22 protein-coding genes are annotated in these 19,499 nt (G+C 67.4%); 12 read left to right on the top strand and 10 right to left on the bottom strand.

Going from position 1 to position 19,499, the window contains the following annotated elements:
- The first annotated feature begins 198 nt into the window (after positions 1-198).
- Positions 199-1,404 carry an acetyl-CoA C-acetyltransferase gene (locus tag PKO50_RS19330; protein ID WP_109937090.1) on the top strand — a complete coding sequence of 402 codons (1,206 nt, stop codon included), beginning with the start codon at positions 199-201 and terminating at the stop codon, positions 1,402-1,404.
- A 16-nt stretch (positions 1,405-1,420) separates the two neighbouring features.
- Positions 1,421-3,577 carry a 3-hydroxyacyl-CoA dehydrogenase NAD-binding domain-containing protein gene (locus tag PKO50_RS19325; RefSeq protein WP_275626951.1) on the top strand — a complete coding sequence of 719 codons (2,157 nt, stop codon included), beginning with the start codon at positions 1,421-1,423 and terminating at the stop codon, positions 3,575-3,577.
- A gap of 291 nt (positions 3,578-3,868) precedes the next feature.
- Here PKO50_RS19325 and PKO50_RS19320 read toward each other — a convergent pair whose 3' ends face one another.
- On the bottom strand, positions 3,869-4,204 hold the full coding sequence (locus PKO50_RS19320) for a hypothetical protein (RefSeq protein ID WP_275626950.1): 336 nt from the start codon (positions 4,202-4,204) through the stop codon (positions 3,869-3,871).
- Positions 4,205-4,303: 99 nt separating this feature from the next.
- Here PKO50_RS19320 and PKO50_RS19315 point away from each other — a divergent pair, with 99 nt between their 5' ends.
- Positions 4,304-5,041, top strand: a complete 738-nt coding sequence (locus PKO50_RS19315; protein ID WP_089394644.1) for an amidotransferase — start codon at positions 4,304-4,306, stop codon at positions 5,039-5,041.
- Positions 5,042-5,209: 168 nt separating this feature from the next.
- Here PKO50_RS19315 and PKO50_RS19310 read toward each other — a convergent pair whose 3' ends face one another.
- A complete protein-coding gene (locus PKO50_RS19310; protein WP_109937092.1) occupies positions 5,210-6,181 on the bottom strand; it encodes a magnesium and cobalt transport protein CorA in 972 nt (323 codons plus the stop codon).
- Between the two features lie 98 nt (positions 6,182-6,279).
- Positions 6,280-6,501, bottom strand: a complete 222-nt coding sequence (locus PKO50_RS19305; protein WP_109937093.1) for a hypothetical protein — start codon at positions 6,499-6,501, stop codon at positions 6,280-6,282.
- Positions 6,502-6,732: 231 nt separating this feature from the next.
- Between PKO50_RS19305 and PKO50_RS19300 the strand changes: the two genes are divergently transcribed.
- Positions 6,733-7,239 (top strand): macro domain-containing protein, encoded by a 507-nt coding sequence (locus PKO50_RS19300; RefSeq protein ID WP_109937094.1) that lies wholly within the window; start codon positions 6,733-6,735, stop codon positions 7,237-7,239.
- A gap of 72 nt (positions 7,240-7,311) precedes the next feature.
- Here the strand turns inward: PKO50_RS19300 and PKO50_RS19295 are convergent, their stop codons facing one another.
- Both PKO50_RS19295 and PKO50_RS19290 read right to left on the bottom strand, forming a co-directional pair.
- Positions 7,312-7,497: a hypothetical protein gene (locus PKO50_RS19295; protein ID WP_109937378.1), complete on the bottom strand. Its 186-nt coding sequence runs from the start codon at positions 7,495-7,497 to the stop codon at positions 7,312-7,314.
- A gap of 514 nt (positions 7,498-8,011) precedes the next feature.
- Positions 8,012-8,701 carry a crotonase/enoyl-CoA hydratase family protein gene (locus tag PKO50_RS19290; RefSeq protein WP_275626949.1) on the bottom strand — a complete coding sequence of 230 codons (690 nt, stop codon included), beginning with the start codon at positions 8,699-8,701 and terminating at the stop codon, positions 8,012-8,014.
- A 226-nt stretch (positions 8,702-8,927) separates the two neighbouring features.
- Here PKO50_RS19290 and PKO50_RS19285 point away from each other — a divergent pair, with 226 nt between their 5' ends.
- Entirely contained in the window at positions 8,928-10,202 is a 1,275-nt protein-coding gene (locus tag PKO50_RS19285) for a hypothetical protein (RefSeq protein ID WP_109937095.1), read from the top strand.
- Between the two features lie 22 nt (positions 10,203-10,224).
- Entirely contained in the window at positions 10,225-10,509 is a 285-nt protein-coding gene (locus PKO50_RS19280; protein WP_009623398.1) for a GNAT family N-acetyltransferase, read from the top strand.
- A gap of 58 nt (positions 10,510-10,567) precedes the next feature.
- Here PKO50_RS19280 and PKO50_RS19275 read toward each other — a convergent pair whose 3' ends face one another.
- Entirely contained in the window at positions 10,568-11,644 is a 1,077-nt protein-coding gene (locus PKO50_RS19275; RefSeq protein ID WP_109937096.1) for a 3-deoxy-7-phosphoheptulonate synthase, read from the bottom strand.
- A gap of 165 nt (positions 11,645-11,809) precedes the next feature.
- Positions 11,810-12,229 carry a PilZ domain-containing protein gene (locus PKO50_RS19270; RefSeq protein WP_275626948.1) on the bottom strand — a complete coding sequence of 140 codons (420 nt, stop codon included), beginning with the start codon at positions 12,227-12,229 and terminating at the stop codon, positions 11,810-11,812.
- Between PKO50_RS19270 and PKO50_RS19265 the strand changes: the two genes are divergently transcribed.
- The 5 genes from PKO50_RS19265 (at position 12,228) to cysB (ending at position 16,230) form a co-directional block, all read left to right on the top strand.
- Positions 12,228-12,617, top strand: coding sequence for a thioredoxin (locus tag PKO50_RS19265; protein ID WP_109937098.1), 390 nt, complete (start codon positions 12,228-12,230; stop codon positions 12,615-12,617). The two genes, PKO50_RS19270 and PKO50_RS19265, sit on opposite strands and share 2 nt — an antisense overlap.
- Positions 12,618-13,574 carry a putative 2-dehydropantoate 2-reductase gene (locus PKO50_RS19260; protein WP_275626947.1) on the top strand — a complete coding sequence of 319 codons (957 nt, stop codon included), beginning with the start codon at positions 12,618-12,620 and terminating at the stop codon, positions 13,572-13,574.
- A gap of 21 nt (positions 13,575-13,595) precedes the next feature.
- Positions 13,596-14,507 (top strand): 5'-nucleotidase, encoded by a 912-nt coding sequence (locus PKO50_RS19255; RefSeq protein ID WP_275626946.1) that lies wholly within the window; start codon positions 13,596-13,598, stop codon positions 14,505-14,507.
- Between the two features lie 64 nt (positions 14,508-14,571).
- Positions 14,572-15,060 (top strand): universal stress protein, encoded by a 489-nt coding sequence (locus tag PKO50_RS19250; RefSeq protein ID WP_109937100.1) that lies wholly within the window; start codon positions 14,572-14,574, stop codon positions 15,058-15,060.
- 195 nt (positions 15,061-15,255) lie between these two features.
- Positions 15,256-16,230 (top strand): HTH-type transcriptional regulator CysB, encoded by a 975-nt coding sequence (gene cysB / locus PKO50_RS19245; RefSeq protein ID WP_074980682.1) that lies wholly within the window; start codon positions 15,256-15,258, stop codon positions 16,228-16,230.
- 313 nt (positions 16,231-16,543) lie between these two features.
- Here the strand turns inward: cysB and PKO50_RS19240 are convergent, their stop codons facing one another.
- From PKO50_RS19240 to PKO50_RS19230, 3 genes are all read right to left on the bottom strand, one after another.
- Complete coding sequence (locus tag PKO50_RS19240) at positions 16,544-17,176, bottom strand: phosphatase PAP2 family protein (protein WP_275626945.1); 633 nt, start codon at positions 17,174-17,176, stop codon at positions 16,544-16,546.
- Positions 17,177-17,261: 85 nt separating this feature from the next.
- Positions 17,262-17,606: a hypothetical protein gene (locus PKO50_RS19235; RefSeq protein ID WP_109932157.1), complete on the bottom strand. Its 345-nt coding sequence runs from the start codon at positions 17,604-17,606 to the stop codon at positions 17,262-17,264.
- Positions 17,607-17,683: 77 nt separating this feature from the next.
- Positions 17,684-18,418, bottom strand: coding sequence for a phosphoadenylyl-sulfate reductase (locus PKO50_RS19230; protein ID WP_109932155.1), 735 nt, complete (start codon positions 18,416-18,418; stop codon positions 17,684-17,686).
- Between the two features lie 187 nt (positions 18,419-18,605).
- On the opposite strand from PKO50_RS19230, the gene thrH reads away from it, so the two are divergent.
- Complete coding sequence (gene thrH, locus PKO50_RS19225) at positions 18,606-19,223, top strand: bifunctional phosphoserine phosphatase/homoserine phosphotransferase ThrH (protein WP_275626944.1); 618 nt, start codon at positions 18,606-18,608, stop codon at positions 19,221-19,223.
- The last annotated feature ends 276 nt before the right edge of the window (positions 19,224-19,499 follow it).

Genomic DNA, 19,499 nt, shown 5'->3' with positions numbered 1-19,499 from the left:
CCCGACCGCCCATCCGACCGCCCGTCGGAGCGCTGCCCAGAGCGGTGCGCCAGGCGACCGCCGGTCGCCTGGGCTGAGCGCGGGGGTCAATCCGCCTGAGCGATCCGGTCATTGCCGGCCGTCGCCACGCGGTTAAGGTAGGCCGACACGCTGCCTGCGTGACCTCTACGCCAAGAGAGCACTCCAAGAGAGAACGCCATGACCGAAGCATTGATTTACGACGCGGTGCGCACGCCCCGCGGCAAGGGCAAGAAGGACGGCGCGCTGCACAGCGTCAAGCCGGTCAACCTGATGGCAGGCCTGCTGCGCGCGGTGCAGCGGCGCAACCAGCTGGACACCGCCCAGGTCGACGACATCGTCCTGGGCTGCGTGACGCCGGTGGGCGACCAGGGCGCCGACATCGCCAAGACCGTCGCGCTGGTGGCCGACTGGGACGAGCAGGTGGCGGGCGTGCAGATCAACCGCTTCTGCGCCTCGGGCCTGGAAGCCGTGAACCTGGGCGCCATGAAGGTGCGCTCGGGCTTCGAGGACCTGGTGTTGGTAGGCGGCGTGGAGTCCATGTCGCGCGTGCCCATGGGCTCGGACGGCGGCGCCTGGGCGCTGGACCCGGAAACCAACCTGCACGCCAGCTTCGTGCCCCAGGGCATCGGCGCCGACCTGATCGCCACCCTGGAAGGCTTCAGCCGCGCCGACGTCGACGCCTTCGCCCTGCGCTCCCAGCAGAAGGCCGCCAAGGCCCGCGCCGAGGGGCTGTTCGCGAAATCCCTGGTGCCGGTCACCGACCAGAACGGCATCGTCCTGCTCGACCACGACGAATTCATCCGCGCCGACTCCACCCTGGAAGGCCTCGGCGCGCTCAAGCCGAGCTTCGAGATGATGGGCCAGATGGGCTTCGACGCCACCGCCCTGCGCAAGTACAGCTACGTCGAGCGCATCGAGCACGTGCACACCCCGGGCAACAGCTCGGGCATCGTCGACGGCGCCGCCGCCATGCTCATCGGCTCCGAGGCCAAGGGCCGCGAGCTGGGCCTGAAGGCCCGCGCGCGGATCGTCGCCACCGCGGTCACCAGCACCGACCCGACCATCATGCTCACCGGCCCCGCGCCGGCCACCCGCAAGGCCCTGGCCAAGGCCGGCCTGCGCGTCGACGACATCGACCTGTTCGAGGTCAACGAGGCCTTCGCCTCGGTGGTGATGAAGTTCATGAAGGACATGGGCGTGCCCGAGGGCAAGGTCAACGTCAACGGCGGCGCCATCGCCATGGGCCACCCCCTGGGCGCCACCGGCTGCATGATCCTCGGCACCCTGCTCGACGAACTGGAGCGGCGCAACCTGCGCTACGGCCTGGCCACCCTCTGCGTGGGCGGCGGCATGGGTATCGCGACGATTATCGAAAGGGTTTGAGGCCGGAGAACAAGAAATGACCGACGCCATCCGCTACGCTTTTCAGTACGAGAAGGGCCAGGACAACATCGTCGTCCTGACCATGGACATGCCCGGCCAGAGCGCCAACACCATGAACGCGGTCTACCGCGAGGCCATGGCCGCCACCGTCGCCCGCCTGGAGGCCGAGAAGGACGCCATCGCCGGCGTGATCCTCACTTCGGCGAAGAAGACCTTCTTCGCCGGCGGCGACCTCAACGAACTGATCAAGGTCACCAAGGCCGACGCCCAGGCTTTCTACGAAGGCATCCTGGTGCTCAAGGGCCAACTGCGTCGCCTGGAGACCCTCGGCAAGCCGGTGGTGGCCGCCATCAACGGCGCGGCCCTGGGCGGCGGCTGGGAAATCTGCCTGGCCTGCCACCACCGCATCGCCCTGGACGAAAGCCACGTGCAGCTGGGCCTGCCGGAAGTCACCCTGGGCCTGCTGCCCGGCGGCGGCGGGGTGGTGCGCATGGTGCGCCTGCTGGGCCTGGAGAAAGCCCTGCCGTACCTCGCCGAAGGCAGGAAGGTGCGCCCGGAGCAGGCGCTCAAGGCCGGGCTGATCCACCAGCTGGCCGGCAGCCGCGAGGAGATGCTGGCCAAGGCCCGCGAGTGGATCGCCGCCAATCCCAACGCCAAGCAGCCCTGGGACAGCGCCGGCTACAAGATTCCCGGCGGCACCCCGTCCAGCCCCAACGTGGCGCAGATGCTGGCCATCGCCCCCTCGGTGCTGCGCGACAAGACCAAGGGCTGCTTCCCGGCGCCGGAGAAGATCATGTGCGCCGCGGTCGAGGGCGCCCAGGTCGACTTCGACACCGCGCAGCTGATCGAGGCGCGCTACTTCACCGAGCTGACCACCGGCCAGGTGGCGAAGAACATGATCGGCACCTTCTGGTTCCAGCTCAACGAGATCAACGCCGGCAAATCGCGCCCGCAGGGCTACCCGCAGTACCGGACGAAGAAGGTCGGGGTGCTCGGCGCCGGCATGATGGGCGCGGGCATCGCCTACGTCTCGGCCGCCGCCGGCATCGAGGTGGTGCTCAAGGACGTCTCCATCGAGGCGGCGGAGAAGGGCAAGGCCTACTCGGCCGCGCTGCTGGACAAGAAGGTCGGCAAGGGCCAGATGACCGCCGAGAAGCGCGACGCCTTCCTCGCCCGCATCAAGCCCAGCGCCAGTGACGCCGACTTCGAGGGCTGCGACTTGGTCATCGAGGCGGTGTTCGAGGACCGCGCGCTCAAGGGCAAGGTCACCGCCGCCGCCGAGGCAGCCGCGCTGCCCGACGCGGTGATCGCCTCCAACACCTCGACCCTGCCGATCACCGGCCTGGCCCAGGCCGTGGCGCAGCCGCAGAAGTTCATCGGCCTGCACTTCTTCAGCCCGGTGGACAAGATGCCGCTGGTGGAGATCATCCGCGGCGAGAGGACCGACGACGCCACCCTGGCCCGCGCCTTCGACTACGTGCTGCAGATCAGGAAGACCCCGATCGTGGTCCACGACAGCCGCGGCTTCTTCACCTCGCGGGTGTTCGGCACCTTCACCAACGAGGGCCTGGCCATGCTCGGCGAAGGCGTGCCGGCGGCGATGATAGAGAACCAGGCGCGCCAGGCCGGCATGCCGGTGGGCCCGCTGGCGATCAGCGACGAAGTCTCGCTGAGCCTGATGAGCCACATCCGCGAGCAGACCCGCAAGGACCTGGAAGCCGAGGGCAAGGCCCTGCCGCGGCACCCGGCCTTCGCCGTGGTCGACCTGATGCTCAACGAGTACAAGCGCCCGGGCAAGGCGGCCGGCGGCGGCTTCTACGAGTACCCGGCCAACGGCAGGAAGCACCTGTGGCCGGAACTGAAGCAGCACTTCGAAAAGGCCGACGGGATGATCCCGGCCGAGGACGTGCGCGACCGCATCCTCTTCGTCCAGGCCATCGAGACGGTGCGCTGCGTGGAGGAGGGCGTGCTGCGCTCCACCGCCGACGCCAACATCGGCTCGATCTTCGGCATCGGCTTCGCCGCCTGGAGCGGCGGCGCGCTGCAGTTCATCAACCAGTACGGCCTGCAGGACTTCATCGCCCGCGCCCAGTACCTGGCCGAGCAGTACGGCGAGCGCTTCGAGCCGCCGGCGCTGTTGCTGGACAAGGCGGCACGCGGCGAGGCCTTCTGAGGGACTTTCGTAGGAGCGAGCTTGCTCGCGAACGGCATTTCCCGGCAGCTATGGTGCATTGGATTGACTCTGCCCCTCTCCCCAGCCCTCTCCCTGAAGGGAGAGGGGGCTAGACCGTGCCGAGAGAAGGAATGGTTTCCTCCGGAAACCACCGAGGCTGCCGGCTGACTCGGGAAAACCAGACCGCACCGAACGGTCCCCTCTCCCTTCAGGGAGAGGGTTAGGGAGAGGGAACAGAGGTGGGCTTGGCAGCGGAGCCACCGGGTAGCACGTTCGCGAGCAAGCTCGCTCCTACGAAAAACGCCAATGCAGCAAAACCGCCCCCCACGGCCGGTTTTTTCTTGCCGGCAAGCACCGTAGGATGGCGTAGAGCGCAGCGAAACCCATCGCCTCCGGACCCGCCATGCCCGACGACCCAACACCGCGGCGCACAGCGCCGGGCAGGTCCACGCCATGGCCCTGGGCAACCTGCAGGGCGAGTACGCCTGGGTGCTGGAGACGGCGCAGGCACAGGCGATGGCGCGGGGCGACCGAGCAGTCGGTCGCCATCGTTCCCGCCGGCATTGATGCGCGGCGTTTTTTCGGGTATTTCCCCTGAAATTCCGACGCATGGAATGGCTTTGCCATCTTGTATCGTGAAAAAACAGTGTGTAGTTTTCACGGAGCGTGCAGTTTGTTAAGAAAACGCGCGTTCGTGCCCGCTTAACATCAGGAACCCACCACTACATGTCGCTGCAAATCTGCATTCTGGAAACCGATATCCTGCGTCCCGAGCTGATCGACCAGTACACCGGCTACGGCTGGATGTTCCAGCAGCTGTTCGCCAAGCAACCGGTGCCCGCCGAGTTCAAGGTGTACAACGTGGTGGAGGGCCATTACCCGCCCGACAGCGAGCACTACGACGCCTACCTGGTGACCGGCAGCAAGTACGACTCCTTCGGCGACGAACCCTGGATCCGCAAGCTCAAGGATTACCTGCTGACCCGCTACGAGCGCGGCGACAAGCTGCTGGGCGTTTGCTTCGGCCACCAGCTGCTGGCCCTGCTGCTCGGCGGCAAGACCGAGCGCGCCGACCAGGGCTGGGGCGTGGGCATCCACGACTACCGCATCGAGGAACAGCCGCAGTGGATGCAGCCGGCACTGGACGACCTGACCCTGCTGGTCAGCCACCAGGACCAGGTCACCCGGCTGCCCGAGGGCGCCCGGCGCATCGCCAGCAGCGACTTCTGCCCGAACGCCGCCTATGCCATCGGCGACCAGGTGCTGTGCTTCCAGGGCCACCCGGAGTTCGTCGCCGACTACTCCCAGGCGATCCTCGACCTGCGCCGGGAGATCTTCAGCGAACCGGTGTACCAGAAGGGCGTCGACAGCCTCGACCGCGAGCATCAGGGCGCCACGGTGGCGGAGTGGATGATGCGCTTCGTCCAGCTGGGCCGTAAGAAGGACGAGCAGAACGCCGCCTGAGTCCGCCGCGCCCCACCAACGCCGCTCCCCGGAGCGGCGTTTTCATTCACGTCGGAACTCGAGCGTAGGAGCGGACTCCGTCCGCGATCCAGCTACCCGGCGGTGCCAGGCCCATCGCGGATAAATCCGCTCCTACAGGTATGCAAGCGCTTCGGCGCGGCCGGCAGGTCAGAGCCAATCCGCCTGCTTGAAGCTGACGTACAGCCCGATGCAGCCGATCACCAGCAGGCCCATCACCAGGAAGTAGCCGTAGTGCCAGTGCAGCTCCGGGATGTACTCGAAGTTCATCCCGTAGATGCCGGCCACCGCGGTGGGCAAGCCGAGGATCGCCGCCCAGGCGGCGAACTTGCGCTGCACCACGCTCTGCCGCGAGGACTCCAGCAGCAGGCCGACCTCGATGGTCTGGCTGGCGATGTCGCGCAGCGAGTTGAGGTCTTCCAGCAGGCGGTTGACGTGGATGGCCACGTCGCGGAAGTACGGGCGCATCTGCTTGTCGATGAAGGGGAAGTCCAGGCGCTGCAGCTCCTGGCAGATTTCCACCATGGGCGCCGCGTAGTGGCGCAGCTTGAGCACCTCGCGGCGCAGGCCGTAGATGCGCTCGATCTCCTCCTGGCTCAGCGAGGTGCGCAGGGCGCGCTGCTCCAGCACCTCGATCTCGCCGCGGATTTCCTCCACCACCGGTTCGTAGTTGCCGACCACGAAGTCGAGCAGGGCGTAGAGCACGAAGTCGGTGCCGTGGGCCAGCAGCAGCGGGCGCGCCTCGCAGCGCTGGCGCACCTGCGAGTACGACTGCGAGAAGCCGTGGCGGGCGCTGATGATGTAGCCGATGCCGGCGAACAGGTGGGTTTCCACGAACATCAGCCGGCTGTCCGCGCGCACCGGCGAGTAGATCACCATGAACAGCGCGTCGCCGAAGGTCTCCAGCTTCGGCCGGCTGTGCTTCTCCAGGGCGTCGGAGATGGCCAGCTCGTGCAGGTTGAACTGCTTCTGCAGGTTCATCAGCTCTTCCGGCGTGGGTTCCTGCAGGCCGGTCCAGACGAAGTGGTCGGGCTGGCAGGCCCAGCGATAGCCCGCCTCCAGCGGGATATCGGCGACCTTCTTGCCCTTGCAGTAGACGGCGGATGCGACGACTCGACCCATGGCGCGTTCTCCCGGCAGGCGGAGGCGGGCGGTGCCGGCGGGCACCGGCGGCGATCTGCAAAGTATGGGCAAGCTGGCGCAGGCCGCCAGCGCGGGGCTCAGGAGTGCGGGCGCAGGCTCTGCTGCAGGACCGCCAGGGCGTTGGGCAGCACCTGGTTGAAGCGCTGGAACAGCGCGTTCTTGTCCACGCCTTCCGGCTGGACGTTGCGGCTGCCCTGGAAGCCGCCACTCAGGGCCAGCGCCACGAGCACCAGGATGCTGTACAGGCCGATGCTGGCGAGGGCGCCGTTGCGCAGGGTACGGGCGGTGGAGCGGTGCATGGCGATGGCTGCCGGAAGTGGGATTGCGGCCAGTTTCCCAGCAGTCTCGTCGATGGAATAACGATGTTCGTTGCTTTCAACTATCGGTGGAATTGATGTTTCGCCCCGCGCCGCGAGGGGGATGCGGCCTTGATGCGGGTCAAGGTCCGCGGTGCGGCCAGGCGTAACGTGAAGATAGACGGGAGCGCAAGACAAGGCTTCCGAGGTACCCCACCGAGCAAGGAAAGATTCATGATCCGAGAAGTTGAAGGCGACATTCTGCTGAGCAAGGCCCAGGTCATCGCCCATGGCATCGCGCCCCAGGACCCGTTCGACAGCGGCCTGGCCCTGGCCCTGCGCGAGCGCTGGCCGTCGCTGGTCCGCGACTACCGTCATGCGGCGCACGCCTCGGCGCCCGCGCCGGGCTCCATCTGGGCCTGGTCGGGGGTGGACGCCGATGGTTCGACCCGCGGCATCGTCAACCTGCTGACCCAGGACATGCAGGGCAGCGGGCGTAGCGCCAAGCCAGCCAAGGCCAGCCTGGAGAACGTCGGGCACTGCCTGCGGGAGCTGGCGAAGTTCGTCGAGGGGGAGGGAGTCCGCAGCCTGGCGCTGCCCTGCCTGGCCACTGGCGTCGGCGGGCTGGACTGGAAGGATGTGCGACCGTTGCTGGACAGGTATCTCGGCCATCTGGACATCCCGGTGCTGGTCTATGCGGTCTATCGCAAGGGCGTGGCTGCCGACGAGAAACTCGGCTGAGGCGCGGCCGGCGGCCTGGCGCGTCCCGGAAGCGGGGCGTGCGGGGCCGTCGGAGTGCCGGCGGGCGGCCGGTCAGCCCTGGTGGGCCGGGGCGTCGTGCTGCTGGTGGGCGGTCTGCTCGGCCTTGTGCTGCAGGGCGGCCTGGTTCAGGTTGACCATGCGGTTCTGCATCAGCGGCGATTCTTCGGCGAAGCCGGCCTGGGCGCCGAGCAGGGTGGCGCTGGCGAGGAGGGCAGTGGCGATCAGTTGCAGTTTCATGATGAACACCTCGTTGGTTGCTTTTCCTGTGGGTTCATCAATAGGTTAACGCGCAATAATTTTTGAAAAAGACCGAACGGGCTTAATCAGTTTTGCCTTTTTCGTAACTATTCGAGGAGCTCCATAGGTGCGGGCCCTGCCCGCGATATCGCGCGCAGGGCGCGCTCCTACAGGGGAACGGCGTGGGTGGGGTAGCGTAGGAGCGGATCTCATCCGCGAATCGCGCCGGGATGTCCGGCTATCGCGGACAAGGTCCTACGACCATGCTCGACCGTAGGGCGAATAACCGTTCGCGGTTATCCGCCGCCGGCCGGAACGCCGGTGCCCGACGGCGGCGGCGGATAACGCCGTAGGCGTTATGCGCCCTACGGGTTGCAAGGGGGCGGCGTAGGAGGGGTTGAGCGGAGCGATACCCATCGCCATGGCCGCATGGGTTTCGCCAAGGCTCAACCCATCCTGCGAGAAGCACCTCGGCGCTGTCGGCAAGGCAGTTGCGCCTATTGGGGCGCTTGCCTCAGGCCAGGTGCTGCTTGTCCTGCTCGATGGCCTGGTCCAGGGTTTCCAGCAGTTGCCGGCGCACCTTCAGCTTGGTGTTGCGGTGCGCGGTCATGTTCAGCTTCTTCAGCTGCTGGGCGGCGGCGCGGGCGGTGTCCAGCAGTTCCTCGGGGCTCACCACCTTGTCGAGGAAGCCGGCGGCCATGGCTTCCTGCGGGGCGAACATCTCGGCGTTGATCACCGAGCGGTTGAAGGCCGACTTGCGCAGGCGGTCGCGGGCCAGCTCGATGCCCACGTGGTGCATGGTCATGCCGATGGCCACTTCGTTCAGGCCGATCTGGAAGGGGCCGTCGACGCCGATGCGGTAGTCCGCCGAGAGCAGCAGGAAGGCGCCCTTGGCCACGGCGTGGCCGGGGCAGGCGACGATGATCGGGAAGGGGTGGGCCAGCATGCGCCGGGCCAGGGTCGAGCCGGCGGCCACCAGGGCCACGGCGTTCTCCGGGCCGGAGGTCATCACCTTGAGGTCGTAGCCGCCGGAGAGGATGCCCGGCTGGCCGGTGAGGATGACCACCGCGCGGTCCTGCTCGGCACGGTCCAGCGCCTGGTTGAAGGCCTCGATCACGGCGGGGGAGATGGCGTTCACCTTGCCGTTGGCGAGGGTCAGGGTGGCGACGCCGTCGTCGAGTTGATAGCTGATCAGTTCACTCATGGCAGGACATCCGGGAAAAGGGGCGTGGCGCAGAACATACTGGCGGCCACGGCGACCGTAAAGCGCTGTGTCCGACCGGCCGGTCACCGCGGTTTTGCGACGGGCTTCACTCTCCGGCGGGCGAGCCGGCGAATTTGGCGGGCGGCGCATGGAGGCGCGCGGGCCGTGCTGTTAAGCTGCCAGCACCGCCGTCCGTATCAATCCGCATACAAGGAAGTCCTTCCGAATGTCGAAACTGCTCAAGTGGGGCCTGCTCGGCATCGTGGCCGTGGCGCTGATCATCAAGGTGTCGCTGTGGCTGTCCGTGCGCAGCATCGTCGACGACGCCGTGGCACGCCTGTCGCCGATGGTGGAGATCACCTACGGCGGGATTTCCTCTTCCTTCGACGGCCGCGTCGGCCTGAAGAACGTGGAGATCCGCGTGCCGGCCGCCCGCGACAGCCTGAAGGTGGCCCATGCCCAGCTCAGGTTCAACGGCCTGCGCGAGCTGCTCAGCTTCAAGGAGCGCCTGGCCGAGGGCAAGCTGCCCAAGCAGATGGCCATGGAACTCACCGGCGTCGAGCTGCAGGTGCACGGCCCGTTCATGCAGGCGCTGTACGAGCAGCCGGCGGAGAGCAGCGTGTTCACCGCCATGAGCGAGGTGGCCTGCGGCAACATCCGCAACATCGGCTCCGACGAGCTGCTGCAGATGGGCTACCGCACCCTGGAGTCGGACATCGAGTTCTCGTACCTGTTCGAACCCGGCGCGCAGAAGCTGACCTTCAACCTGCGCTCGGACGCCCGCGGCATGCTCGACACCCGCGTCGGCATGTCCCTGAGCAACGTCTCCGAACGCCCCGGCGACATGCGCGTGAACCCGCCGCGGGTGTCCCAGGTGACCGTCGAGCTGGACGACAACCAGTACCAGCGCAAGGTCCAGGAGTTCTGTGCCGCGCGCCTGGGCATCAAGCGCGAGGAGTACCTCAAGCAGGCCCTGGCGCAGTTCGACAAGGCCATGCGCAGCCAGCGCGTGGCGCTGGACCCGCCGCTGCTCGACGCCTACGCCCGCTACCTGGCCGACCCGCAGTCGCTGCGCCTGGAGCTCAACCCCACCGAGGGCATGACCTGGGGCGGGCTGCAGTTCTTCGAGGCCAAGGACGTGGTCGGCATGCTGCGCCCGGTGCTGCTGGTGAACCAGCAGGCGGTGAGCCCGGTCGGCTTCGCCTGGGTCGACCCGCTGAAGCAGAAGATCACCGTCGATTCGGCCGCCCACAAGATTTCAGCCGAAGAAACGGTTGAGTCGGAGAAGAGAACGCAGCAATATGGCTTCGTCAGTATCGACAGCCTTGCCCAGTACACCGGCAAGCGCCTGCAGTTCATCACCTTCGATGGTGCCTATTACCAGGGTGTACTGCACAAGGTGGAGAACGGACGAGTCTATATCACGGTCCTCATGGGGACGGGCTCGGCCGAGATGAACCTCCGCCTGAACAAGATCAATCAGGTGCGGGTCGAGTTGTGAGACCCGCAAGAGGAGAGTGCAAGTGAGTGAGTCGTTGTCCATCCATCATGATGAGTCCAGCCACCAGTTCGTCACGACGGTGGACGGTCATCGTGCCTACCTGGCCTACATGGATCTGGGCAAGCAGACGCTGGACATCTACCGCACCTTCGTGCCGGACAGCCTGCGCGGCCGGGGCATCGCTGCGGCGCTCACCGAGCACGCGCTGCAGTACGCCGAGCGCAAGGGCTACAGCGTGATTCCCTCCTGCTCCTACGTCGAGCGCTACCTGGAGCGCCACCCGCGCCACGCCGACCGCATGGCCTGAGCCGCCAGCACCAATGAAAACGCCGGGCAATGCCCGGCGTTTTTCATTGCCTTGCGCTTCAGCCTCGCTGGCGCTTGGGCAGCACGTCCTTGAGCTTGGCATGCATGCTGCGCACGGCCTTCTCGGTGGTCTCCCAGTCGATGCAGGCGTCGGTGATGGAGACGCCGTACTGCAGCTGGCAGAGGTCCTTCGGGATCGGCTGGCTGCCCCAGCCCAGGTGGCTTTCCACCATCAGGCCGACGATGGAGTTGTTGCCCTCGGCGATCTGGTTGGCGACGTTGTCCATCACCAGCGGCTGCAGGGCCGGGTCCTTGTTGGAGTTGGCGTGGCTGCAGTCGACCATCACGTTCAGCGGCACCTTGGCCTTGGTCAGCTCCTGCTCGCACAGGGCCACGCTCACCGAGTCGTAGTTCGGCTTGCCGTTGCCGCCGCGCAGCACCACGTGGCCGTAGCGGTTGCCCTTGGTGGTGACGATGGACACGCCGCCTTCCTGGTTGATGCCCAGGAAACGGTGCGGGCTGGAGACCGACTGCAGGGCGTTGATCGCCACGGTCAGGCTGCCGTCGGTGCCGTTCTTGAAGCCGACCGCGGAGGACAGGCCGGAGGCCATCTCGCGGTGGGTCTGGGATTCGGTGGTGCGCGCGCCGATGGCCGACCAGCTGATCAGGTCCTGCAGGTACTGCGGGGAGATCGGGTCGAGCGCCTCGGTGGCGGTGGGCAGGCCCATCTCGGCCAGGTCGCGCAGCAGCTGGCGGCCGATGTGCAGGCCGTCCTGGATCTTGAAGGAGTCGTCCAGGTAGGGGTCGTTGATCAGGCCTTTCCAGCCCACGGTGGTGCGCGGCTTCTCGAAGTACACGCGCATCACCAGGAACAGGCTGTCGGCGACCTCGGCGGCCAGTACCTTGAGGCGCTCGGCGTATTCGTGGGCGGCCTTGACGTCGTGGATGGAGCAGGGGCCGATCACCACGAACAGGCGGTGGTCCTTGCCGTCGAGGATGTCGCGGACGACCTGGCGGCCATGGGCGACGGTCTGCCGGGCGGCTTCGGTCAGGGGGATTTCGCGCTTGAGCTGCTCCGGCGTGATCAGGGTCTCGTTGGAGGCAACGTTAAGGTCGTCGATCTGTAAATCAGCCATCGTGGTACTCAGTCAGGTCACGGGTGCCGGCCGCCAGGAACCCCCATGCGATGGGGCGCAGGCATGAATCTCGCTAAGGGGAAGTCGAACCTTAACGCGTCGGACGCCGGCTCGACAATGGGCAGGCACCGGGAAAATGCCCGGACGACGGGGTTTTGCGCCGTTTCAGATGGCGCAGAACAGGGGGAAGTCGGCGGCATTGCAGGCGATCCACTCCAGCGCCGTGTCCTCCAGCGGCTGCGCCTGCCCGCTTTCGCGCTCGCGCTGGCGCCGGTAGTGCTCGATCTGGCAGACCTGCTCGACCATGCGCGCGCGGAACAGGGTGTCCTCGTCGAGGAAGGCCACGCCCACCAGGTAGTCGTCGACGAGCTTGCGGCTCCAGGCCACCACCCCGGGGTAGCGCGCGGCGTCGCCCAGCAGCGGGATGCGCAGCTCGACCGCGGTGCCGCGGCGGAAACCGCGCGGGGCGTTGCAGGCGACCCCGCCGAGGCTGATATTGTACAGGCGCTGGCGCGGCAGGAAGAGCTGCCTGCGGACCACCAGCTCCACCGGTAGATCACATGGGTGACGCAGGAACTGTCGCATGACGGAAGGCTCCGACTGCAATCTTTTTGGTGTTGGCATCGAGCCAAGTATAGTGCCGTCGTTCGAACTCACCGACCTGGACGCCGATCACCGGTTGCTCGAATTGCCCGGCGACTCGCTGCTGGTGTTCAGCGCCGAGGGCTGCGCCTCCTGCCGCTGGGCCCGCGCGCAGCTGCCGGGCATGGGGCTGCCGGTGCAGCGCCTGTGCTGGGTCGATGCCGGGCGCAACGGCGGCCTGGTCGAGCGCTACGAAGTCTTCCACCTGCCGGCGCTGTTCCTGGTGCGCAACGGGGCCTTCCATGGCCGCCTCGACGCGCCCCTGCGCGCCGGCCCCCTGGCCCAGGCCCTGCGTGCCGCGGCCCGGCGCATTCCCGAGGAGTTGCCCTGAATGACTGTTTCCCCCGTTCGCATCGGCGTGATCGGCACCGGCGCCATCGGCGGTTTCTACGGCCTGATGCTGGCCCGCGCCGGCTTCGACGTGCACTTCCTGCTGCGCAGCGAATACGCCGCGGTGGCCGGGCACGGCCTGCGCCTGAACAGCCAGGTGCATGGCGCGCTGAGCCTGGCGCCGGTGCAGGCCTACCACGACGTCGCCGAGCTGCCGCCGTGCGACTGGCTGCTGGTGGGCGCCAAGACCACCAGCAACGCCGAACTGGCTCCGCTGATCGCCCGCGCCGCGGCGCCGGGGGCCAAGGTCCTGCTGCTGCAGAACGGCCTGGCGGTGGAGGAGGGCCTGCGCCCGCTGCTGCCGGACTCGCTGCACCTGCTGGGCGGGCTCTGCTACATCTGCGTGCACCGCTCCGCCCCCGGGGTGATCGAGCACCAGGCCCTGGGCGCGGTGCACCTGGGCTACCACAGCGGGCCGGCCGCCGATGCCGCCGCCGGCCAGGCCCTGGCCGAGGAGGGCGCGGCGCTGTTCCGCGCGGCCGGGCTGGATTCCCTGGCGATGCCGGCGCTGGAGCACGCGCGCTGGCAGAAACTGGTGTGGAACATCCCCTACAACGGCCTGTCGGTGCTGCTCGACAGCGGCACCCGGGCGCTGATGGCCAATGCCGACAGCCGCGCGCTGATCGCCGCCATCATGGACGAGGTGATGGCCGGCGCCGCCGCCTGCGGCCACGAGCTGCCGGCCGGCTACCCGGCGGCGATGCTGAGCGCGACCGAGCGCATGCCCGACTACCTGCCGAGCATGTACCACGACTTCGCCCAGCGCCGGCCGCTGGAGCTGCAGGCCATCTACGACGCGCCCCTGGCCGCGGCGGCCGCCGCCGGGGCGGCGATGCCGCGCATCGAGGCGCTGCAACGGGCGCTACGCTTCATCGACGCGCGCAACCAGGCGCGCTGATTCACCACGGGGGAACGGGCAATGGGCAAGGGGCTGGGCGACAAGCTGGTGGTGGCGATCTCCTCGCGGGCGCTGTTCGACCTCGACGAGAGCCACCGCATCTACGAATCCGAGGGCGTGGAGGCCTACCGGCAGTACCAGATCGTCCACGAGGACGAGGTGCTGCAGCCCGGCGACGCCTTCGCCCTGGTGCAGAAGCTGCTGGGCCTCAACGAGATGCTCGGCCGGCAACTGGTGGAGGTGGTGCTGGTGTCGCGCAACAGCGCCGACACCGGGCTGCGGGTGTTCAACTCCATCCAGCAGCACGGCCTGGGCATCTCCCGCGCGGCCTTCGTCGGCGGGCGCAGCCCTTACCCGTACCTGGCGGCGTTCGGTTGCCACCTGTTCCTCTCCACCCACGTCGAAGACGTACGCAGCGCCCTGGAGAACGGCTTCGCCGCGGCCACCATCCTCTCCGCCGGGGCCCGTCGCGAGACCGGCGGCGAACTGCGCTTCGCCTTCGACGGCGACGCCGTGCTGTTCTCCGACGAGGCCGAGCGGGTGTTCCAGCAGGGCGGCCTGGAGGCCTTCCAGACCCGCGAGCAGGAGTCCGCCCGCGAGCCACTGGGCGGCGGCCCCTTCAAGCCCTTCCTGGCGGCGCTGAACCGCGTGCAGCAGGCCTTCCCCCAGGAGTCCTGCCCGATCCGCACGGCCCTGGTCACCGCGCGCTCGGCGCCGGCCCACGAGCGGGTGATCCGCACCCTGCGCGAATGGGACATCCGCCTCGACGAGTCGCTGTTCCTCGGCGGCCTGGACAAGTCGGCGTTCCTCGAGGCCTTCAGCGCCGACGTATTCTTCGACGACCAGCCCGGGCACTGCGAGCGGGCCAGGGAGGTGGTCGCCACCGGCCACGTGCCCCACGGCGTGAGCAACGAGCCGCAGACGGCCAGCTAGCGCGGCCTCGGCCGCTTGCTGCTACTCTGCTCAGAGGCCCGCCGCCGAGGCAGTAGGAGGCCGCATGATCCGATCGATTCTCTACGCTACCGACCTTGGTCTCTACGCCCCGTACGTCCTCCAGCACGCCATGTCCCTCGCCCGCGCCTACGACGCCGAGATTCACGTGGTGCACGCCGTGGAGCCGATGGGGCTGTTCGCCGATTCCGTGCTGCAGACCTACCTGGATGCCGACACCCTCGCCGAGCTGCGCAGCAGCGGCCTGAGCACCGTCATGGGCAATATCGAGCGGCGGGTGATGGAGGGCTTTCGCGACGAGCTCGGCGAGCTGCACGGGGAGGCGGGCATGATCCGTTCGGTGCGCGTGCTGCAGGGCGACCCGCCGCAGGTGATCCTGGACGAGGCGCAGCGCCTGCAGGTGGACCTGATAGTCGCCGGCAGCCACAGCCATGGCGAGGGTATGAACACGCCCCTGGGGCGTACTGCCGCACGGGTGGTGCAGTTGGCGGAGGTGCCGGTGTACCTGGTGCCCATGCTGCAGCACCGCAGCTGAGGCGGTTGCGCGACGAACGGACGGGGCGCTCTGCCTCGCGTTTTTCCCGGCGCCCGGGGGTGGCCGGGGGCGCGCCATGGGGGGCGTAGTAGGCAAGCTCGAAAAAAACGTCTAACTTTATTCCTCAAACCATTAATATGGTTATAAAAGCAGAGCCCGGGTCGCGGGCCGCGACATCCATTTCGAGGAATCTCCATGAAGCTCCAGCAACTGCGCTATATCTGGGAAGTCGCGCACCATGACCTGAACGTTTCCGCCACTGCGCAGAGCCTGTACACCTCGCAGCCGGGCATCAGCAAGCAGATCCGCCTGCTGGAGGACGAGCTGGGCGTGGAAGTCTTCGCCCGCAGCGGCAAGCACCTGACCCGCGTCACTCCGGCCGGCGAGCGCATCATCAACACCGCCGGCGAGATCCTGCGCAAGGTCGAGAGCATCAAGCAGATCGCCCAGGAATTCTCCAACGAGAAGAAGGGCACCCTGTCCATCGCCACCACCCACACCCAGGCGCGCTACGCGCTGCCGGGCGTGATCAGCGGCTTCATCAAGCAGTACCCGGACGTGTCCCTGCACATGCACCAGGGCACGCCCATGCAGATCGCCGAGATGGCCGCCGACGGCACCGTCGACTTCGCCATCGCCACCGAGGCCCTGGAGCTGTTCGGCGACCTCATCATGATGCCCTGCTACCGCTGGAACCGCTGCGTGATCGTGCCCCAGGGCCACCCGCTGACCAAGGTGCCGAAGCTGACCCTGGAACTGCTCGCCGAGCAGCCCATCGTCACCTACGTGTTCGGCTTCACCGGCCGCTCCAAGCTGGACGAGGCCTTCAACCAGCGCGGCCTGGTGCCCAAGGTGGTGTTCACCGCGGCCGACGCCGACGTGATCAAGACCTACGTGCGCCTGGGCCTGGGCGTGGGCATCGTGGCCCACATGGCGGTGGACCCGAAGCTGGACAGCGACCTGGTGATGCTCGACGCCAGCCACCTGTTCGAGTCCAGCGTGACCAAGATCGGCTTCCGCCGCGGCACCTTCCTGCGCGGCTTCATGTGCGACTTCATCGAGAAGTTCGCCCCGCACCTGACCCGCGAGCTGCTGGCCAAGGCCGTGCAGTGCCACAACAAGGCCGAGCTGGACGAGCTGTTCGAAGGCATCGAGCTGCCGGTCTACTGAGGCGACGCCACCCCGCGACGCCCGGCTTCGGCCGGGCGTTTTCGTTCAGGCCCCGGCGGGAGCGTGGGGCGCATGACCGTTCGCGGTTATCCGCCGCTCCACCCTCGCTATTCCCATGTAGGAGCGCGCCCTGCGCGCGAATCGCAGGCAGGGCCTGCTCCTACAGTTCGCCATGAGGCATGGCATTCCACCTGTAGGAGCGGACTCTGTCCGCGATTCGGCGGATAACGCCATAGGCGTTATGCGCCCTACGTTCGTGCGAATGACGAGAGGCCAGGCTCACGAGCGAAGCCATGCCGATCGCCTGATGCATTCAGTGACGCAGCCAGCCCCGGCTGATGGCCGGTGCCAGTGCGCGGCGGTACAGCGCCTCGGCCCGGGCTGTGAGTACGCTGCCGTGGCGTTGCCAGAGCAACCAGACCAGGCTGTTGCTCACCGCCGCCACGGCCAGCGCGCCGAGCATGTCCAGCGGGTAGTGGATGCCCAGGCAGACCCGCGCGTAGCCCACCGCCAGCCCGACGGCGCCGATCAGCGCGCCGGGCAGCCAGACGTCGTCGAACAGCAGGCTGAGGGCGCAGGCGGCGAAGAGGGTCAGGTGGTCGCTGGGGAAGGAGGCGTTGGCGGCGTGGGCCAGCCAGGCGTGCCCCAGGCCGATGGCGAAGGGCCGCGGGTGCGGCCAGAGCAGCCCGATCAGCAGGCTGAGGGCCAGCGCCAGCACGGCCACCCCCAGGGCCCGTAGCAGTTGGCTGCGCAGGCGCTGGTCGCCCCGGCACCACAGGGCCAGCAGCGCCAGCGGCAGCAGGTAGAGCGGCACCGTGGCGGCGAAGCGGGCGATCTCGATCAGCCAGGCCGGCGTCTGCGCGGTGGCGTTGATGGCGAGGAACGACTGGCGGTTGAGCGCCTCCAGCAGGCTGATGCCGGGGGCGGGGAGCAGTGGGTCGGGCATGTTCGATTCTTGGAGTAGGGCACGCTGGGCCACGATAGGCATCGCTGCCTGAAGGCGGGCTTAAGAGGGGATGAAGAGGGTGGGCTCAGAGGCGGTCGAGGTCGTCGCGCCGGGCCAGCTCGGCCAGCACTTCGGGCGAATCCTGCGGGGCCGGGCCGCGGCCTTCGAGGATCTCGTGGAGGAAGCTCATGAACACGGTGAACACCTGCTCGCGGCCGTCGTCGTGGCGCACCACGAAGAAGGGCGCGCTGTCCACGCCGTACTGGGCGGCGACCATCCAGCCGGCGCTGCCCGGGTTGCGTTCGTCGGCCACCAGCACGCGGTCGATGCGCGGCAGGTAGCCGCCGTTCTCCAGGCGCTGCTGCACGTCCTTGCACTTGCCGCAGTCCTCGCCGTCGGCCAGGACCTTCTTGACCATGGTGATGCGCATGGGGCTTTCCTCTCGCGGTAGGGGCAGGGCCTACCTTAAGCGCTGGAGCGCCGGCGGAAAACCCGCCGGCGACGGCCTCAGCCCTTGGTGATCAGGTTGCCGGCGTGCAGGCCGCATTCCTTCTGGGTGGCTTCTTCCCACCACCAGCGGCCTTCGCGCTCGTGCTGGTTGGGCAGCACCGGGCGGGTGCAGGGCTCGCAGCCGATGCTGATGAAGCCGCGCTCGTGCAGGCTGTTGTAGGGGATCTCCAGCATGCGGATGTAGGCCCAGACTTCCTCGCTGCTCATGTTGGCCAGCGGGTTGAACTTGTACAGCGGCTTTTCCGGGGTGGAGAAGGCGCCGTCCACCTCGACCACCGCCACCTGGCTGCGGGTGCCCGGGCTCTGGTCCTTGCGCTGGCCGGTGGCCCAGGCGCTGACGGTGGCGAGCTTGCGCTTGAGCGGCTCGATCTTGCGGATGCCGCAGCACTCGCCGTGGCCGTCCTTGTAGAAGCTGAACAGGCCCTTTTCCTTGACGAAGGGTTCCAGCAGGCGCGGATCGGGGGTCATGACCTCGATGGCGATGCCGTAGTGCTCGCGCACCTGCTCGATGAAGCGGTAGGTCTCCGGGTGCAGGCGGCCGGTGTCCAGGCTGAACACCTTGACGTTCTTGTTGATCTTCCAGGCCATGTCCAGCAGCACCACGTCCTCGGCGCCGCTGAAGGAGATCCACAGGTCGTCGCCGAAGTGCTCGAAGGCGAACTTGAGGACGTCCTGGGGGGACTTGCTGGCATAGGTCGCGGCTATTTCGGCGACGTCGAACGGATGACTCATCAGGCGGTTTTCCACTTGTACTTGCGCGGTGCGCTATAAGACTGCCGATCTTAACAAAGGCAGGGATATGCCCCTAAATAACCATCAGGAAGGTCGACTGTATTCTTTGGGTATAAGCACCGCGTTGCGCCGGCCCGGACGAGCCGCTAGAGTGCCGCCTTCTGTCCAAACCTGCGGGGAATCGTTCGTGGAAATCGCCTGTCTCGACCTGGAAGGGGTACTGGTCCCGGAAATCTGGATCGCCTTCGCTGAAAAAACCGGTATCGAAGCGCTCAAGGCGACTACCCGCGATATCCCCGACTACGACGTGCTGATGCAGCAGCGCCTGCGCATCCTCGACGAGCACGGCCTGAAGCTGGCCGACATCCAGGAAGTGATCGCCACCCTGAAGCCCCTGGAAGGCGCGGTGGAGTTCGTGGACTGGCTGCGCGAGCGCTTCCAGGTGGTGATCCTCTCCGACACCTTCTACGAGTTCTCCCAGCCGCTGATGCGCCAGCTGGGCTTCCCGACCCTGCTGTGCCACAAGCTGGTCACCGACGAGACCGACCGCGTGGTCGGCTACCAGCTGCGCCAGAAGGACCCCAAGCGCCAGTCGGTGATCGCCCTCAAGAGCCTGTACTACCGCGTGATCGCCGCCGGCGACTCGTACAACGACACTACCATGCTCAGCGAAGCCCACGCCGGCATCCTGTTCCATGCGCCGGAGAACGTGATCCGCGAGTTCCCGCAGTTCCCGGCGGTGCACACCTACGAGGACCTGAAGCAGGAATTCCTCAAGGCGTCCAACCGCCAGCTCTGCCTGTAATGCCGGCGGGCCCATGGCCCGCGGTTCGAGGAAGAACGCCGTTTCCCGTCATGGGAAACGGCGTTTTTTGTTGGTTTCAGGAAAACACGGGCGGGCTTGTCGACCTGTGCCGAGGCGCCCTTCATAGGATGGGTGTGGGGCCGAGGTATTGGGGTTCCGGCCAGCGGCGGATAACCGCGAACGGTTATGCGCCCTACGAACTCGCCGGCTGACGCCGCATCGTCCGCCCACTCCGAACGGCCCCCTCTCCCTTCAGGGAGAGGGTTGGGGAGAGGG

Origin of the sequence: Pseudomonas sp. 273, assembly GCF_029201425.1 — a bacterium.
Classification (GTDB): domain Bacteria; phylum Pseudomonadota; class Gammaproteobacteria; order Pseudomonadales; family Pseudomonadaceae; genus Pseudomonas; species Pseudomonas delhiensis.
This window is presented reverse-complemented; position numbering and strand designations above follow the sequence as displayed.

Coding starts and splice junctions, on each gene's coding strand:
- PKO50_RS19330 (WP_109937090.1), top strand. CDS start 199: ATGACCGAAGCATTGATTTACGACGCGGTGCGCACGCCCCGCGGCAAG.
- PKO50_RS19320 (WP_275626950.1), bottom strand. CDS start 4,204: ATGGCAAAGCCATTCCATGCGTCGGAATTTCAGGGGAAATACCCGAAA.
- PKO50_RS19250 (WP_109937100.1), top strand. CDS start 14,572: ATGATCCGATCGATTCTCTACGCTACCGACCTTGGTCTCTACGCCCCG.
- PKO50_RS19255 (WP_275626946.1), top strand. CDS start 13,596: ATGGGCAAGGGGCTGGGCGACAAGCTGGTGGTGGCGATCTCCTCGCGG.
- PKO50_RS19300 (WP_109937094.1), top strand. CDS start 6,733: ATGATCCGAGAAGTTGAAGGCGACATTCTGCTGAGCAAGGCCCAGGTC.
- PKO50_RS19275 (WP_109937096.1), bottom strand. CDS start 11,644: ATGGCTGATTTACAGATCGACGACCTTAACGTTGCCTCCAACGAGACC.
- PKO50_RS19270 (WP_275626948.1), bottom strand. CDS start 12,229: ATGCGACAGTTCCTGCGTCACCCATGTGATCTACCGGTGGAGCTGGTG.
- PKO50_RS19305 (WP_109937093.1), bottom strand. CDS start 6,501: ATGCACCGCTCCACCGCCCGTACCCTGCGCAACGGCGCCCTCGCCAGC.
- PKO50_RS19315 (WP_089394644.1), top strand. CDS start 4,304: ATGTCGCTGCAAATCTGCATTCTGGAAACCGATATCCTGCGTCCCGAG.
- PKO50_RS19290 (WP_275626949.1), bottom strand. CDS start 8,701: ATGAGTGAACTGATCAGCTATCAACTCGACGACGGCGTCGCCACCCTG.
- PKO50_RS19310 (WP_109937092.1), bottom strand. CDS start 6,181: ATGGGTCGAGTCGTCGCATCCGCCGTCTACTGCAAGGGCAAGAAGGTC.
- PKO50_RS19260 (WP_275626947.1), top strand. CDS start 12,618: ATGACTGTTTCCCCCGTTCGCATCGGCGTGATCGGCACCGGCGCCATC.
- PKO50_RS19295 (WP_109937378.1), bottom strand. CDS start 7,497: ATGAAACTGCAACTGATCGCCACTGCCCTCCTCGCCAGCGCCACCCTG.
- PKO50_RS19285 (WP_109937095.1), top strand. CDS start 8,928: ATGTCGAAACTGCTCAAGTGGGGCCTGCTCGGCATCGTGGCCGTGGCG.
- PKO50_RS19240 (WP_275626945.1), bottom strand. CDS start 17,176: ATGCCCGACCCACTGCTCCCCGCCCCCGGCATCAGCCTGCTGGAGGCG.
- PKO50_RS19325 (WP_275626951.1), top strand. CDS start 1,421: ATGACCGACGCCATCCGCTACGCTTTTCAGTACGAGAAGGGCCAGGAC.
- PKO50_RS19235 (WP_109932157.1), bottom strand. CDS start 17,606: ATGCGCATCACCATGGTCAAGAAGGTCCTGGCCGACGGCGAGGACTGC.
- PKO50_RS19230 (WP_109932155.1), bottom strand. CDS start 18,418: ATGAGTCATCCGTTCGACGTCGCCGAAATAGCCGCGACCTATGCCAGC.
- cysB (WP_074980682.1), top strand. CDS start 15,256: ATGAAGCTCCAGCAACTGCGCTATATCTGGGAAGTCGCGCACCATGAC.
- PKO50_RS19265 (WP_109937098.1), top strand. CDS start 12,228: ATGACGGAAGGCTCCGACTGCAATCTTTTTGGTGTTGGCATCGAGCCA.